The organism is Stenotrophomonas sp. Y6, assembly GCF_022436665.1.
GTDB lineage: Bacteria > Pseudomonadota > Gammaproteobacteria > Xanthomonadales > Xanthomonadaceae > Stenotrophomonas > Stenotrophomonas acidaminiphila_A.
In genome coordinates, this window is record NZ_JAKUKB010000011.1 from 159,045 (window position 1) to 175,558 (window position 16,514).

At 71.2% G+C, this 16,514-nt stretch carries 10 protein-coding genes and 1 pseudogene; 7 read left to right on the forward strand and 4 right to left on the reverse strand.

The annotated features are described in order from the left end of the window. Positions 1–18: 18 nt before the first annotated feature. Positions 19–486, reverse strand: a complete 468-nt coding sequence (locus MKP15_RS14545; RefSeq protein ID WP_240213196.1) for a hypothetical protein — start codon at positions 484–486, stop codon at positions 19–21. A 175-nt stretch (positions 487–661) separates the two neighbouring features. Here MKP15_RS14545 and MKP15_RS14550 point away from each other — a divergent pair. Further along, positions 662–3,079, forward strand: a pseudogene (locus MKP15_RS14550) (DEAD/DEAH box helicase); the annotation flags it as partial. A 71-nt stretch (positions 3,080–3,150) separates the two neighbouring features. Next, positions 3,151–4,266 (forward strand): ribonuclease H-like domain-containing protein, encoded by a 1,116-nt coding sequence (locus tag MKP15_RS14555; protein WP_240213197.1) that lies wholly within the window; start codon positions 3,151–3,153, stop codon positions 4,264–4,266. Positions 4,267–4,329: 63 nt separating this feature from the next. Here the strand turns inward: MKP15_RS14555 and MKP15_RS14560 are convergent, their stop codons facing one another. From MKP15_RS14560 to MKP15_RS14570, 3 genes are all read right to left on the reverse strand, one after another. Next, positions 4,330–6,186 carry a M56 family metallopeptidase gene (locus MKP15_RS14560; protein ID WP_240213198.1) on the reverse strand — a complete coding sequence of 619 codons (1,857 nt, stop codon included), beginning with the start codon at positions 6,184–6,186 and terminating at the stop codon, positions 4,330–4,332. Positions 6,187–6,188: 2 nt separating this feature from the next. Then, a complete protein-coding gene (locus MKP15_RS14565) occupies positions 6,189–6,575 on the reverse strand; it encodes a BlaI/MecI/CopY family transcriptional regulator (protein WP_161615559.1) in 387 nt (128 codons plus the stop codon). Between the two features lie 115 nt (positions 6,576–6,690). Further along, a complete protein-coding gene (locus tag MKP15_RS14570) occupies positions 6,691–7,806 on the reverse strand; it encodes a saccharopine dehydrogenase NADP-binding domain-containing protein (protein WP_240213199.1) in 1,116 nt (371 codons plus the stop codon). 129 nt (positions 7,807–7,935) lie between these two features. Between MKP15_RS14570 and MKP15_RS14575 the strand changes: the two genes are divergently transcribed. From MKP15_RS14575 to MKP15_RS14595, 5 genes are all read left to right on the forward strand, one after another. Continuing rightward, positions 7,936–8,256 carry a hypothetical protein gene (locus tag MKP15_RS14575; RefSeq protein ID WP_240213200.1) on the forward strand — a complete coding sequence of 107 codons (321 nt, stop codon included), beginning with the start codon at positions 7,936–7,938 and terminating at the stop codon, positions 8,254–8,256. 115 nt (positions 8,257–8,371) lie between these two features. Beyond that, positions 8,372–8,755, forward strand: a complete 384-nt coding sequence (locus MKP15_RS14580; protein WP_104937631.1) for an I78 family peptidase inhibitor — start codon at positions 8,372–8,374, stop codon at positions 8,753–8,755. A 225-nt stretch (positions 8,756–8,980) separates the two neighbouring features. Continuing rightward, complete coding sequence (gene gltB, locus MKP15_RS14585; protein WP_240213201.1) at positions 8,981–13,435, forward strand: glutamate synthase large subunit; 4,455 nt, start codon at positions 8,981–8,983, stop codon at positions 13,433–13,435. 97 nt (positions 13,436–13,532) lie between these two features. After that, on the forward strand, positions 13,533–14,978 hold the full coding sequence (locus MKP15_RS14590; RefSeq protein WP_240213202.1) for an FAD-dependent oxidoreductase: 1,446 nt from the start codon (positions 13,533–13,535) through the stop codon (positions 14,976–14,978). 311 nt (positions 14,979–15,289) lie between these two features. Beyond that, positions 15,290–16,210: a methylglyoxal synthase gene (locus MKP15_RS14595; protein ID WP_240213207.1), complete on the forward strand. Its 921-nt coding sequence runs from the start codon at positions 15,290–15,292 to the stop codon at positions 16,208–16,210. The last annotated feature ends 304 nt before the right edge of the window (positions 16,211–16,514 follow it).

The window sequence follows — 16,514 nt, forward strand, 5'->3', positions numbered from 1 at the left end:
CGCGCCCGGGGCCGGCGCTCAGTCGCCGGGCGGGGCCTGGCAACCCTCCTGCTGCGCACAGAAGCGCAACGCGCGGCGGCGCTGGTCCTCGCTCAGCTCTGGCGGTGGGCGGGCGATGGCCGACTGGATCTGGTCGCGGCCGCCGGTCAGCTTGTGCAGGCCCTTGGCAGCGGCCATCAGGCCGTAGCTGATGCCCATCAGCAGGTAACCGCCGCTTTGGCTGACCTGCTCGGGCGTGGGCGGTTCGCTCCATGAACGGCTGAAGCGGTTGGGCTCGATCTTCACCGGGTTGCGGAAGCGGTACAGGTCCAGCGGCGTGTCGTCCTCGGGCTTGAGCGCGCGCACTTCCTCCAGCGTCCTCACCGCGTCCGTGGACGCCGCCGCAGGGTCGGCCGCGGGGTCCGCCGCGGGCACCGTATCCACGGCCGGTGGCGATGCCTGCTGCGCCTGCGCCGCGCCCACCAGCACCATCCCCGCCAACACCATTGCGTACCATCGAGGCCTTGCCACCGTTCCTGTCCCTGCCGGTTGCCGAAGCAGGCAGCATACGGGCGCCACCTTCAGATTGCGTTGGCGGCGCACCGGGCGTTCAGCCTGCATGGGTCTCACAGGCTGAGACGGCGCCGTGCTTCCATGCCGTCTTTGGATCGGCACTACCGGCATGGCGTTCTCCCTCGCTCCCCGCACCGAAGCCAGCGAACGGGCGCTGGCCACCACCGACGGCCTGCCCTCGCGCGACGGCGCGCTGCTTGGCCAGCGGCTGGCACGGCGCTATCGCGACCGCGTCACCGGCAGCTTCACGATCCCGGGCCGCGAAGGCAGCTACGCGCCGATCCCCGACGACGTCCCCGAGGCGCTGCAGGCCGCGCTCCGGGCGCGCGGCATCGAACAGCTGTACTCGCACCAGGCCGACGCCTGGAACGCCACCCAGCGCGGCGAGCACGTGGCCGTCGTCACCCCGACCGCGTCGGGCAAGTCGCTGTGCTACACGCTGCCGGTGGTGAGCGCGGCGATGCAGGGCAACGCCAAGGCGCTGTACCTGTTCCCGACCAAGGCGCTGGCCCAGGACCAGGTGGCCGAGCTGCTGGAGCTCAACCGCGCCGGCGACCTCGGCGTGAAGGCCTTCACCTTCGACGGCGACACGCCCGGCGACGCGCGCCAGGCGATCCGCCTGCACGGCGACATCGTGGTCAGCAACCCGGACATGCTGCACCAGGCGATCCTGCCGCACCACACCAAGTGGGCGCAGTTCTTCGAGAACCTGCGCTACGTGGTGATCGACGAGATCCACACCTACCGCGGCGTGTTCGGCAGCCACGTCACCAACGTGATCCGCCGGCTCAAGCGCATCTGCGCGTTCTACGGCGTGCGCCCGCAGTTCATCCTGTGCTCGGCCACCATCGGCAACCCGCATGCGCATGCCGAGGCGCTGGTGGAAGAACAGGTGCATGCGATCACCGAGAGTGGCGCGCCCAGCGGCCCCAAGCACGTGCTGCTGTGGAACCCGCCGGTGATCAACCCGGACCTGGGCCTGCGCGCCTCGGCGCGCTCGCAGGCCAACCGCATCGCCCGCATCGCGATCAAGAGCGGGCTCAAGACGCTGGTGTTCGCGCAGACCCGGCTGATGGTGGAGGTGCTGACCAAGTACCTGAAGGACATCTTCGACAACGACCCGCGCAAGCCGGCGCGGATCCGCGCCTACCGCGGCGGCTACCTGCCCACCGAGCGCCGCGAGGTGGAGCGGGCCATGCGCGCCGGCAGCATCGACGGCATCGTCAGCACCTCGGCGCTGGAGCTGGGCGTGGACATCGGCGCGCTCGACGTGGTGGTGCTCAACGGCTACCCCGGCAGCGTGGCGGCGACGTGGCAGCGCTTCGGCCGCGCCGGTCGCCGCCAGCAGGCCGCGCTCGGGGTGATGGTGGCCAGCAGCCAGCCGCTGGACCAGTACGTGGTGCGGCACCCGGACTTCTTCGCCAACGCCACCCCCGAGCACGCGCGCATCGCCCCGGACCAGCCGCTGATCCTGTTCGACCACATCCGCTGCGCGGCGTTCGAGTTGCCGTTCCTGAGCGGGGAGCCGTTCGGCCCGGTCGACCCGCTGGTGTTCCTGCAGGCGCTGGCCGAAACCGGCGTGGTGCACCAGGAAGGCGAGCGCTGGGAATGGATCGCCGACAGCTACCCGGCCAACGCGGTGAGCCTGCGCGCGGTGGCCGATGGCAACTTCGTGGTGGTGGACCGCAGCGACGGCAAGCAGCAGATCATCGCCGAGGTGGACTATTCCGCCGCCGCGCTGACCCTGTACGAAGGCGCCATCCACATGGTGCAGAGCACGCCCTACCAGGTCGAGCGGCTGGACTGGGACGGGCGCAAGGCCTACGTCACCCGTACCCACGTGGACTACTACACCGACAGCATCGACTTCACCAAGCTCAAGGTGCTGGACCGCTTCGACGGCAATGCCGCCGGACGCGGCGATTCGCACCACGGCGAGGTGCACGTGGTGCGGCGCGTGGCCGGCTACAAGAAGATCCGCTACTACACGCACGAGAACATCGGCTATGGCCCGGTCAACCTGCCCGACCAGGAGCTGCACACCACCGCGGTGTGGTGGCAGCTGCCGCAGGCCACCCTGCTGCGCAGCTTCGCGCAGAAGCAGGATGCGCTCGACGGCTTCCTCGGCGCGGCGTACGCGCTGCACATCGTCGCCACCGTGGCGGTGATGGCCGACGCGCGCGACCTGCAGAAGGCGGTGGGCAATGGCGACGGCGCGTGGTTCGCGGTGGCCGACCAGAGCGGCCGCGGCCAGCTGCGCGGCAACGAGGGCGGCGACGGCGCGGTGGAGCTGATGCAGAGCTTCGTGCCCACCGTTTACCTGTACGACAACTTCCCCGGCGGCGTGGGCCTGAGCGAGCCGCTGTGGCAGCGCCAGGCCGAACTGGTGCAGCGCGCGCTCGAGCTGGTGGAGCGCTGCGACTGCAGTGCCGGCTGCCCGGCCTGCGTCGGCCCGGTGCTGGCCGCGCAGGAACAGGGCCAGGGCGAAACACCGCGCTCGCTGGCGTTGAAGGTGCTGTCGCTGCTGTCGGCCGAGCGCTGCGCGCAGGTGCCGGCGGTCACGGCTGACGCGGTGGACGAGGCGCTCGACCTGCTGCCATGAGCGTCAGCCTGGACAAGCTCAAGGCGCTGCGCAGGCAGGCCGGGCATGCCGATGCCGCCGTTGCCGCCCACCCTGCGGCGGCGCTGCCGGGCCCCGCGCCATCGGCCACGGAACCGGCCCGGCCGCCGCCCCCGGCAATGCCTGCGCCTGCGCCGTGCGCCGCACCGGCGCCGGAAGCGCCCGCGGCGTCGCCGCAGGCGCCGCTTCCGCAACGCCATGACGCCGCGCCGAGGCCAGCATCGCCACCACGCGGTGACTCGGTGTTCGGGTGGGTCGAGCAGATCCGGCACAAGCCCGCGGCCGTGCCAGCGCGCACGCCCGACAGCGATGGCCTGCGCCGCCTGCTGGCCACGCGCGGGCGCGCGGTGGCCACGGCGCCGCGCCTGCCACGCAACGGCCCGGTCGACCGCGCGCTTCCGGGCACCGAGATCGCACCCGGCCTGCACCTGATCGAGGCCTTCCTGCCGCAGCCGGTTCCGGCGCAGCCGCTGTCACTGGCGTTCAGCAGGCGCCCGGACGACACCGTGCGGCCGCAGGACCTGCTGTTCTTCGACACCGAGACCACCGGCCTGGCCGGCGGCACCGGCACCCGCGCTTTCATGATCGGCGCCGCCGACTGGCATCGCGATGCGGCGCGCGGCGAAGGGCTGCGCGTGCGCCAGCTGCTGATGTCCACGATGGGCGCCGAGAGCGCGATGCTGGAGGTGTTCGCCAGCTGGCTGGCGCCGACCACGGTGCTGTCCAGCTACAACGGCCGCTGCTACGACGCGCCACTGCTGAAGACGCGCTACCGGCTGGCGCGGCGCGGCGACCCGCTTTCCGCGCTGGACCACGTCGACCTGCTGTTCCCGACCCGGCGCCGCTACCGCGGTACCTGGGAGAACTGCCGGCTGGCGACCATCGAGCGGCAGCTGCTGCGCATCCAGCGCGAGGACGACCTGCCCGGTTCCGAGGCACCGGCCGCCTGGCTGGACTATCTGCGCGGCGGCAGCGCGCGCAACCTGCGCCGCGTCGGCGAACACAACCACCAGGACGTGGTGACGCTGGCGCAGTTGTTCCTGCGCCTGGTGCAGGCCGAGGCCGACGAGCGGGCATCCTCGCTGGCCCCGTAGAGGCGGGGCTTGCCCCGCCTTCACGTTGCAATGCCGGCGCCGACCCGCGCCGGCGAGGACCCCTCACCCGCGGACCGGCTGCGCCAGGCCGTCGCGGATCGCCTGCTGGATCAGGCGCTCGGCCTCGCGCTGGGCACGCACGCTGGCGGCGGCCTGCTGGCGACCCAGCTCGGCCTGCTGCCTGCCCAGTTCCGCCTGCCGGCGCGCCAGTTCACGCATCTCCTCGCGCATGGCCGGGGTGTCGATCTGCGCGCGCAGTTTCTCGGCCTCGCGGCGGGCGGCTTCGGCCTGTTCGCGGCTCGTCGTGGCATCCCCGCCGTGCGCGGCCAACGCCAGTTCCGCCTGACGCGCGGCCAGCTCGCCGATGCTGGCGCCGATGTCACCCATGCGCCCGCCGATCTCGCCCTGGCGTTCGCCCAGCTTGCCCTGGCGCTCGCCGAGGCGGCCCTGCTGCTCGCCCAGCCGCGTGGTTTCGGCGAAGGCCTGCTCGAACCGCGACAGCACCCCGGCATCGCGCACCACGTAGGCGCGGCCATCGCGACGCAGCAGCAGCACGCCATTGCCGTCGTCCAGCCGGCGCGCCTGCTCCAGATCGGCCATCGAGCCGTTCATCACGCTGTGCTCGTCTTTCAACAGCACATAGCCGTTGCTGCTCGGGCTCTGCGAAAGATGGATCACGCCATGGGTCGACACCCGCGGCGCGGGCGGCGCGGGCGGCGCGGGCGGTGCCGGCGGGGCCGGCGGGGCCTTGGAGGCGGCCGGGGCTGCCGGCGGCGGCGGCGCGGGCAGCGCCGGCGCGGTGCCCTTGGCCCTGATCACGGTGTGCACCACCGAATGGTCGCCCTTGGGCACGGCAGGCGGGCTTGGCACGGCCGGTACCGCGGGGGCCGCGGGCACCGGCGGCGGGGACGGCGGGGACGGCGGTGCCGGCATGGCCACCAGGCGCATCGGCAGCACGCCGACCAGCGCCACCGCGGCGACGATCAGGCCCGCGCCCAGGCGCGGGAAGGACGAGGGGTTCTGCAGCATGAGCAGTCTCCGCTTGAGGCTCAGGTAGGTGGGCGAGGCGCTGGCGAGGCCGGCGCCGGGCCGGGGGCTGACGCCCAGCTGCAGCAGCAGGCGTCCGTAGTGCTGGCGGCAATGGCGGTTGCCGGCGACCACCGCGGCATCGACCGCCGCCTCGCGGGCGATGGCGTACTCGCGGGCCGCCAGGTGCACCAGCGGGTGGAAGAAGAACAGGTGCTGGGCCAGCGCCGGCACCAGGCCCAGCCACAGGTCGCGGCGCTGCAGGTGCACCAGTTCATGGGTCAGGGCCATGTCCAGGTCGTCGTCGCCCATGCGCGGCAGGCCACGCGCCGGCAGCAGCAGCACCGGCCGCCAGGGGCCGACCAGCTGCGGCGAATCGATGGCCGCGCTGAGCATCAGCCGCGGCGCGCGGCGCAGGCCGTGGGCTTCGGCCGCCAGCTGCAGCGCGGCATCCAGGCGACGGTCGTCGCTGGGCCGTGCCGTGCGCAGCAGGGCGCGGCTGGCGCGCCAGGCCGAGGCGGTGCGCAGCGCCATCACCAGTACCCCGGCCAGCCACAGCGCCATCACCACGTGCAACCACGACCAGCCGCTTTCCAGCGGCAGTGGCTGCATCACGATCAACGGTGCGGCGGTGGCCTGCGGCTGCGCGGCGGCGGCCTGCTGCACCACGTCGACGGTGGTGTCCATCGCCGGCAGCACCGGCAGCTGCAACGGCGCGCTCCAGACCAGGCCGACCAGCGCCTGCAGCGCCACCAGCCACCACAACCCGCACTGGGTTGCCGCCGGCAGTCGCCGCACGCAGCGGCACAACACCCACACCAGCGCGGTGAGCACGACGGTCTGCACGCTGGTGGCGAGCAGGCGATTTCCCAGCAGTTCGAACAGGCTGTCCATGATCAATCCTCCCGGCGCTGCGATTGCAGCCTGCTGACCAGCGCTTCGAGTTCGGCCAGTTCGTTGTCGCTGACCTCGGCCTTCTCCGACATCCACGCCACGAACGGCGAGATCGAGCCCTGCAGGGTCTTTTCGACGAAGCTGCCGACCGCGCTGCTCACCACCTCCTGCTGGTGCGCGGTGGAGCGGTAGCGGTACACACCCTGGTCCTGCGCGCGCTGCAGGTAGCCCTTGCCGCGCAGCCGCTCCATCATGGTCAGCACGGTGGAGCGGGCCAGGCCGCGCGCCTCGCCGAAGCCGGCGGCGACTTCGCCGACGCTGGCCGGTTCGTTTTCCCCGATGTACTGCAGCAGGGCCAGCTCCTGGTCCCCGATGGTCTTGCGGCGCATGGTCGACTCCGTGACTACATTTGTCGCCACGGTAGCCATGACTACAAATGTAGTCAATAGTCCGGAAGGCATACCGCCCGGTGTCGGGCTGAATGCTTCAGGTTGCGGTGCCCGCTCAGGACACCTGGCTGTCGATCTGCCAGCGGGCGAATTCGGCTTCGAACTCCGGCAGGTCCAGCAGGCCCAGGCACGCCTGCGCACCGACCGGCAGCGGTTCGCCACGCGCCAGGCGCCGCGCCAGCAGCACCGCGGCGAAGGTGGGAATCTCCGGCCCGTGCAGCATCGGTGCGGTGAGGTCCCAGTGCACCCGGTGGGCGACGCCGCCGCGCTGCCCGCGCAGGGTCACGCGCATGCCGCCCAGGTCGGTGCCGAAACGATCGAAGCAGCGCCCGGCGCGGGCGAACGCACCGGCCAGCGCCGCCATCGGCAGCGGCACGCCACGGTGCCGCAGCCAGGCCAGGGCCGCCAGGCAGCGCGACAGCAGCGGCAGTTCCAGCGCGGCACGGAAACGCACGGTCGACACGCCTGGATGGCGCTGCACCAGCAGGTCGTGGTCGGGCACGTCGCAGGGCGAGGCCAGCCGCGGTGCGATGCGCGCGAACGTGACCGGCTGCGGGTCGGCCCAGCCGACGACCGGCTGCCAGCGCCCGTCGATCCAGCAGCGGAACGACTGCCCGCAGTACGACAGCACCGCGCGCACCGTGGCCATGCCCAGCGGGGTGGCCTGCGCCGGCGCGATCACGATGTCGATGGACTGCAGTACGTCCAAGCGCCCGCGCAGCGCATCGACCACCGCGCCGGACAGGGCCGGCAGGGTACTGGCGCCGCTGATCGCGCTGCGTCCGTGCCGGCGCGCCACGGCATCGAGCTGCGCGGGAAAATCGCGGACGAAATCGCGGCCGTCGGCCAGGTCGATGTAATGCATGCCCGCCTCCAGGCACGCACGCGCGACGCCGTAGTCCTGCCCCTGGAACGGTCCGGCGGTGTGGATGACCAGGTCGGCGCCGGTCGCGCGCAGGTCATCGGCGAACGTCGCCGCGGCCGTATCCAGCCGCCGGCACTGCACCGGCGCCATCTCCATCCCGGGCAGGTTGGCCGCCGCGCGCTGCGGGTGGCGCCCGGCGGCGATGACGGTGATGCCCGGGGTCGCCGCCAGCGCGCGCACGATGCGCGCGCCGAAATGCCCGTACCCACCGAGCACCACGACCCGGCAGCCTTCCTGTTGCGACATCGATCCACTCCGCATGCGGCGATGCACGCATTATCGGCGGGCATCGCCGCGGCCGTCGCGGCTGGCTTTCATCGCCCGCACACGGCGGCGGCGGCAGGCTCGGCACACCGCCCCGCCATGGAGTCCGCCATGTACCGCAGCCTGATCCTCGCCGGCACCGTCGTGCTGTCCGCCGCCGCCTGCAGCAGCGCCCCGGTCGCCGGCATCCAGCCCATCGACGGAGTCATCTCCGGCCAATGCCACACCGACATGGTGCTCGGCGCGGCCGGGCTGGCCGCCTCGCCGGCCACGGTGGAACGCGCGCGGGTGGACAGCGACAGCCTGCAGGTGCAGACGGTGCGCGGTGGCACGCGACTGCCGGTGACCCCGGCCAGCGCCACGTCCGGGGGCGACCGCCTCACCATCGAGGTCGGTCGCGGCAACGCCATCACCGCGCTGCGCTGCGGTTGAACGCGGCGCCCGCGCATGCAGGCGGGATGACGCGCTGCGACGGTACAGGCCTGGAACCAGGCGATATGCTTCGGTGTCCTTCATCAGCACTGGAGTTCCGATGCGAATCCCGACGATGCCGCGCGCCGTGCGCCGCCCCACCGCCCTGATCGCCGCCCTGTCGCTCGTGCTCGCGCTGGGCGCGTGCAAGGGCCCGGCCCCGGAAGAACAGGAGCAGGCGCTGGACCAGGCCAAGCAGGCCGCCGATGCCGCCGCCACCCCGGACCAGGGCGTCGCCACCACGCCGCCGCCGGTGGGCAGCTGCGATGCCAGCCAGGTCGAAGGCCTGGTCGGGCAGGCTTACACCGAGGCGCTGGCCGAGCAGGCACGACAGGACGCCGGGGCCGCCAAGCTGCGCCTGCTCAAGCCCAACCAACCGGTCACCATGGAGTTCCTGGGCGAGCGCCTGAACATCGAAGTGGATGACAAGGACGTGGTCACCGGGGTCCGCTGCGGCTGACCCGGAACACGCCGCAAAGCCTTGCGGCGCAAGGGTTTGGTTGCTGCCGCAACCATGCGTTGCGGCACCGCAGCATCTGTGTTCTAGTCGAGCGCATCCGGTGGCCTCAACGCTGCGCTCCAGTGACGGGCATGCCGTGCACGCGACAGCAACATGGCCGTGCATGGGGTGCCGCGGTGGACGAGGGTGAGGTGTCGCCGCCCACCCGCGCACCACGAGGCCCAGATGACCCTCCGCACTCGCCAGGGGCTCTACGACCCGCAAGACGAACGCGACGCCTGTGGTTTCGGCATGGTCGCGCAGCTGGACGACCAGCCTTCCCGGCTCCTCGTCGACACCGCGATCGCCGCGCTCTCGCGCATGACCCACCGCGGCGGCGTCGCCGCCGATGGCCTCACCGGCGATGGCTGCGGCCTGCTGCTGCGCAAGCCCACCGTGTTCCTGCGGCGGCTGGCGGAGGAAGCCGGCATCGCGCTCGGGCCGAACTTCGCCGCCGGCGTGGTGTTCCTGCCGCATGACCCCGCGGCCGCGCAGCGCTGCCGCGGGGAGCTGGACGCGCAGCTGCGCGCGGCCGGCTGCCATCCGCGCGGCTGGCGCGAGGTACCCATTGATGCCAGCGTCTGTGGCGAGCTGGCGCGCGACACCCTGCCGGGAATCGAGCAGGTGTTCGTCGATGCCGATCCGGGGCAGGACGCCACGCAGTTCGCGCTGGCGCTGTTCCTGGCGCGACGCCGCAGCGAACAGGCCCTGCGCGATGTCGCCGATTACTACGTCACCACGCTCAGTGCCGACGCCATCAGCTACAAGGGCATGGTGCTGCCGGACAAGCTGAGCACGTTCTACCCGGACCTGCAGCGCCACGAACTGGCCGCCAGCGTGGTGGTGTTCCACCAGCGCTTTTCCACCAACACGATGCCGCGCTGGCCGCTGGCGCACCCGTTCCGCCTGCTCGCCCACAACGGCGAGATCAACACCATCGAGGGCAACCGCCACTGGGCGCAGGCGCGCAGCCGGGTATGGAAGACCCCCAGGTTCGACATCGCCGAGTTCGACCCGGTGATCTCGATGCACGGCTCGGATTCGCAGAGCATGGACAACATGCTCGAACTGCTGGTGGCCGGCGGCATGGAGCTGATCCAGGCGCTGCGCATCCTGGTGCCGCCGGCGACCCAGTCGCTGGAATTCAAGGACGCCGACCTCGCCGCGTTCTACGAGTTCTACGGCCTGAACAGCGAGCCATGGGACGGCCCGGCCGGGATCGTCGCCTGCGATGGACGCTACGCGGCGTGCACGCTGGACCGCAACGGCCTGCGCCCGGCGCGCTGGATGCTGACCGCCGACCGCCACTTCCTGGTGGCGTCCGAGGCCGGGGTGTGGGAAGTGCCCACCGAGCGCGTGGTGCGCAAGGGCAAGCTGGGGCCGGGGCAGATGATGGCCATCGACCTCAAGCGCGGCGACCTGCTCGACTCCGACGCCATCGACCGCATCAACCGCGCGCGCGCCCCGTACAAGCAATGGCTGCACCAGGGCGTGACCTACCTGCAGACCGAACTGATCGACCCCTCGCTCGCCGAAGAGCCGTTCGACGAAGCCACCCTGCGCAGCTACCACAAGCTGTTCCAGCTCACCGCCGAGGAAGTGGAGCAGGTGCTGCGGCCACTGGCCGAGACCGGGCAGGAAGCCACCGGCTCGATGGGCGACGACACCCCCATCGCCGTGCTCAGCCGCCACACCCGGCCGCTGTACGACTACTTCCGCCAGGCGTTCGCGCAGGTCACCAATCCGCCGATCGATCCGCTGCGCGAAGACTGCGCGATGTCGCTGACCACCCAGCTGGGCAGGGAGACCAACATCTTCCATGCCGGGCCGGAGACGGTGAACCACGTCATCCTCAACTCGCCGGTACTGAGCCAGCGCAAGCTGCGGCAGTTGCTGAAGATGGAGCAGTACGTCGAACGCAACCGCCTGATCGACCTGTCCTACAGCGTCGAGGAAGGCCTGGCCGCCGGCATCGCGCGCATCTGCGCGCAATGCGAGCAGGCCGCCCGCGACGGCGCGGTGATGCTGCTGCTGTCCGACCGCTACCCGGTGCCGGAACGGCCGATGGTGCATGCGCTGCTGGCCACCAGCGCGGTGCACCACCACCTGTCGCAGCGGGGCCTGCGCTGCGACATCAACCTGATCATCGAAACCGGCACCGCGCGCGACGCGCACCACATGGCCTGCCTGCTGGGCTTCGGTGCCACCGCCGTGTACCCGTACCTGGCCTACCAGACCCTGTTCGACATGGGCCGGCGCGGCATCCTGCTGCTGAAGAAGGGCGGCGAGGTCTCGCAGATCGGCCGCAGTTACCGCAAGGGCATCTACAAGGGCCTGAGCAAGATCATCTCCAAGATGGGCATCTGCACCGTGGCCAGCTACCGCGGCGCGCAGCTGTTCGAGATCGTCGGGCTGGACCCGGACGTGGTGCGGCTGTGTTTCCCCGATGCCACCGCGCGCATCGGCGGCGTCGGCCTGGCGCGGCTGGATGCCGAAGCCCGCGAACTCGCCGCGCGCGCCTGGAACGCGCTGGCCCCGGCCGAAGTCGGCGGGCTGCTCAAGTACGTGCACGACGGCGAGTACCACATGTACAACCCGGACGTGGTGCTGACCCTGCAGCGCGCCGCGCGCACCGGCAACGCCGAGGACTGGCGCCGCTACACCGAGGCGGTGCATTCGCGTCCGGTGTCGGCGCTGCGCGACCTGCTGCAGCTCAAGCCGGCGGCCACGCCGGTGCCGCTGGCCGAAGTGGAACCGGCCGAAGCACTGTTCAAGCGGTTCGACACCGCCGCCATCTCGCTCGGCGCGTTGTCGCCGGAGGCGCATGAGGCGCTGGCCATCGCCATGAACCGCCTCGGCGGCCGTTCCAACTCCGGCGAGGGCGGCGAAGACCCGGCGCGCTACGGCACCGAGAAGCGCTCCAAGATCAAGCAGGTGGCCTCCGGCCGCTTCGGCGTCACCGCCGAGTACCTGGTCAACGCCGAGGTGTTGCAGATCAAGGTGGCGCAGGGCGCCAAGCCCGGCGAGGGCGGCCAGCTGCCCGGCCACAAGGTCAACGAGCTGATCGCGCGGCTGCGGTATGCGAAGCCGGGCATCGGCCTGATCTCGCCGCCGCCGCACCACGACATCTATTCGATCGAGGACCTGGCGCAGCTGATCTACGACCTCAAGCAGGTCAACCCCGACGCGCTGGTATCGGTGAAGCTGGTATCGCATGCCGGGGTCGGCACCATCGCCGCCGGCGTGGTCAAGGCCGGCGCCGACCTGATCACCGTATCCGGCCACGATGGCGGCACCGGCGCCTCGCCGATCAGCTCGATCCGCTACGCCGGCGTGCCATGGGAACTGGGCGTGGCCGAGTCGCACCAGGCACTTGTGGGCAACGACCTGCGTGGCCGCACCCTGCTGCAGACCGACGGCGGCCTGAAGACCGGGCTGGACGTGGTCAAGGCCGCGCTGCTGGGCGCGGACAGCTTCGGCTTCGGCACCGGCCCGATGATCGTGCTGGGCTGCAAGTACCTGCGCATCTGCCACCTCAACAACTGCGCCACCGGCGTAGCCACCCAGGACGAGCGCCTGCGCGAGGGGCATTTCACCGGCCTGCCCGAACGGGTGGAGAACTTCTTCCGGCTGCTGGCCGAGGAAGTGCGGCAGTGGCTGTCGTACCTGGGCGCGCGCTCGCTGGATGAGATCGTCGGCCGCACCGACCTGCTGGAGCAGCTGGACGTGGCGCCGCGCGAAGGGGTCAAGGTGAACCTCTCGCGGCTGCTGGCGCCGGCCCGCTACGAAGGCTCGCACTGTGCGGCGCAGCGCCTGTACCAGTCGCCGGACAGCCTGGCCACGCAGATGGACGGGCTGCTGGCCGGGGCGATCGCGCACAAGCGCGGCGGCGAACACCGCTTCCTGATCCACAACACCGACCGTTCGGTGGGCACGCGCCTTGCCGGTGCCGTCGCCCGCGCGCACGGCAACCACGGCATGGAGGACGCGCCGCTGAACCTGCGCTTCCGCGGCACTGCCGGGCAGAGCTTTGGCGCGTTCAACGTCGGCGGGCTGAACCTGGAAGTCGAGGGCGAGGCCAACGACTACGTCGGCAAGGGCATGGCCGGCGGCCGGCTGGTGGTGCGGCCGCCGCGCGGCGCGCGCTTCGAGGCGCGCAATACCGCCATCGTCGGCAACACCTGCCTGTATGGCGCCACCGGCGGCGAGCTGTTCGCCGCCGGCCGGGCCGGCGAGCGCTTCGGCGTGCGCAACTCCGGTGCGCTGGCGGTGATCGAGGGTGCCGGCGACCACTGCTGCGAATACATGACCGATGGCATCGTCGTCGTGCTCGGCAAGGTCGGGCTGAACTTCGGTGCCGGGTTCACCGGCGGGCTGGCCTACGTGCTGGACGTGGACCGCGATTTCGTTGACCGCTACAACCACGAGCTGATCGACATCCACCGCATCTCGGCCGAAGGCTTCGAGAACTACCGCCAGCACCTGCACGCCCTGATCGGCCGCCACCGCGAGCTGACCGGCAGCATCTGGGCACAGCAGATCCTGGACGAGTTCCGCGACTACGTCGGCAAGTTCTGGCTGGTCAAACCCAAGGCCGCGAGCATCGAATCGCTGGCGGCCGCGCTACGCAACGCCGCATGACGCCAGGAGCCCCTTTCGCGCGCACGCAAAGGGACCGCGGCGGGGATGCCGCAACGGCATCCCCGCTCCGCCCCCGCCCCCTCTTCACGAGTTGCCCATGAGCCGCAAGCAAGCCTTCCAGTTCCTCGATCTCCCCCGCACCATGCCGCGGCGCATTCCGGTGGAACTGCGTACGTCCGGCGACTGGGGCGAGCTCTACGGCAGGTTCGACAAGGCCGATGCGCAGCACCAGGCCGGCCGTTGCCTGGACTGCGGCAACCCGTACTGCAGCTGGAAGTGCCCGGTGCACAACGCCATTCCGCAGTGGCTGCAGCTGGTGCAGGAAGACCGTATCCACGAGGCGGCGACGCTGTGCCATTCGACCAATCCGCTGCCCGAGGTGTGCGGCCGGGTGTGCCCGCAGGACCGCCTGTGCGAAGGCAGCTGCACGCTGGAGGAATTCGGCGCGGTGACCATCGGCGCGGTCGAGAAGTACATCGTGGATACCGCGCTGGCCAGCGGCTGGAAGCCGGACCTGCAGGCGGTGCAGCCCAGCGGCAGACGGGTCGCCATCGTCGGTGCCGGCCCGGCCGGGCTGGCCTGCGCCGATCGCCTGGCGCGCGCCGGCATCCAGGCCGTGGTATTCGACCGCTACGAACAGATCGGCGGCCTGCTGCAGTTCGGCATTCCCAGTTTCAAGCTCGAGAAGCGCGTGATCGCGCACCGTCGCGAGATCCTCGAGGGCATGGGCGTACAGTTCCGGCTGGGCGTGGAGATCGGCCGCGACACCACCATCGAACAGTTGCAGGCGGACTACGACGCGGTGTTCCTGGGTACCGGCGCCTACCGCTATACCGACGGCGGACTGGTGGGCCAGGACCTGAAGAACGTGCTGCCGGCGTTGCCGTTCCTCGTGCAGAACGGGCGCATCGTCGGCGGCGGCGATCCGCAGGGGCGCCCGATCGCCGGCTGGGAAGACCAGATCACGCTGCCGGACCTCAACGGCAAGCGGGTGGTGGTGCTTGGCGGCGGCGACACCGGCATGGACTGCGTGCGCAGCGCGGTCCGCCTGGGTGCGGCGCGGGTGACCTGCGCCTATCGCCGCGACGAGGCCAACATGCCCGGCTCCGCGCGCGAGGTGGCCAATGCCCGCGAAGAGGGCGTGCGCTTCCTGTTCAACCGCCAGCCGCTGGCCATCGAGGCCGGCGCCGACGACGAAGTGATCGGCGTGACCGTGGTGGAAACGCGGCTGGGCGAGCCCGATGCCAACGGCCGCCGCAATGCCGAACCGATCGAAGGCAGCGAATCACTGCTCGAAGCCGACGTGGTGATCATCGCCTTCGGTTTCTCCGCCACCCTGCCCGGCTGGCTGGCATCGCAGGGGGTGGAGGCGACCGGCAGCGGCCGCATCGTCACCGGCGGTGCCGGCCGGCTGCCCTACCAGACCCACAATCCACGCCTGTTCGCCGGCGGCGATGCGGTCCGCGGCGCCGACCTGGTGGTGACGGCCGTCGCCGAAGGGCGCGATGCCGCGGCCAGCATCATCCGGCTGCTGCTGCACTGAGTCGTGCGTTGCACGGCCGCAGGTCCGGATGCCACGACGTTGTACGTTCGTGCGGGCCCAATCGGGAAGGACGGCGCGCGCATTGCGCGCGGCGTGGACCGGGTGCCTCGCGGGTACCGGAACGCACCCGGTGGTCACCTGGGCCGACGGTGCACGCGCCGGCGCGCATCCACCGGTGCGCAGGCACGCGTGCGCGTGCATCACCGAACCGCGGCGGCATACAGCGGACGACTGCGGCCGCGCGCCCCTGCCGCGGGTCCGGCCCTCTCCAGCACGTAAACTCAGTGCGTTCCCACTCCAGCGAGATCTCCATGCGCATCGGCCTGGCCGCCAACCGCCTGCACCACGAACGCGCCGACGCCGCCCTGTTCCGCTGGCTCCGGGCCAGCGCCGGCGGCATCCGCGAGCTCGGCGTCGAACTGCATGCCGTCGGCCGCACCCATGACGCCATCGCCGGTGCCCTGCCCCCCGGCAGCCTGCCCGGCCTGGCACGCTACCCGAACGGCCGCGACGGCGGACTGATGAGGCTGGTCGCCGAGATCGTGGGCATGGGCACGCCCACACGCACCCTGGACGGCGCGATCTATCTGATCGATCCGGTGGATCCGTCATCGGTGTTCCCCGAGGCCATCGCGCTGAAGCGACAGTGCGTCATCCACGGCAAGCCCTTCATCTCCACGGTGGCCAGCGCCCGCGACTGGGTCGAGATGGAGCGTATCCATGCAGGCCTGCCCCCCGACCCCGGCGCCGACGATCTCCACGACCTGGGCAACCAGACCCTGGCACTGATCGCGCACGACGCCCGCAAGCCGCAGATGCTGGCGTTCGCCGCCGAGCACTTCGACGTGCTGTCGCGGTTCGGCCAGCGCATCGGTACCGGCACCACCGGGCAACGCCTGAACGAGCTGGCCTGGAGCCGCGGCTGGCCCCGCGACCAGGCGTGGATCCAGCGTTTCCAGAGCGGTCCCCTGGGAGGGGATGCGCAGATCGCCGACCGTGTGCTGGAGGGCCGCTGCCAACGCGCGATCTTCTTCGAGGACCCGCATGTAGCGCGCCAGCACGAGGCTGACATCCAGTTGCTGGAGCGGGCGGTGACGACGGTGACGGACAGGGCGGTGTGCATCACCGCGCCCAACATCGCCGCGCGCTGGGCGGTGGCCGCACGGCAACGCGGCGGCATACGCGCTGCACCACTAACCAGCCATAGTGAAGCATCCGGCGGCGCCGTATAGGCATCGGATACACCGACCTGCATCGGAGTTGCGGCGTCCCGCTGGCGCGACGGCTTCAGATCCGGCGCAGCGACCCTCACCACGCTGGATCCGCGCGCGGAGGGCTTCCCGATTCTGCGTTCGACGCAGGAAGCGCGATTGGAGAGGGTGATGTCGAACAGCTTCGGCTTCGGCGGTACGAACGCGACGCTGGTATTCGGCCGGGTGTGATCTTCGCGTTCTGGCGGTAGTGATGGAAGCAACGGCGCCTTTTGGCGCCGTTGTCGTATGTCGGTGGGCGACGATCAGCTTGAGGCTGCACCTG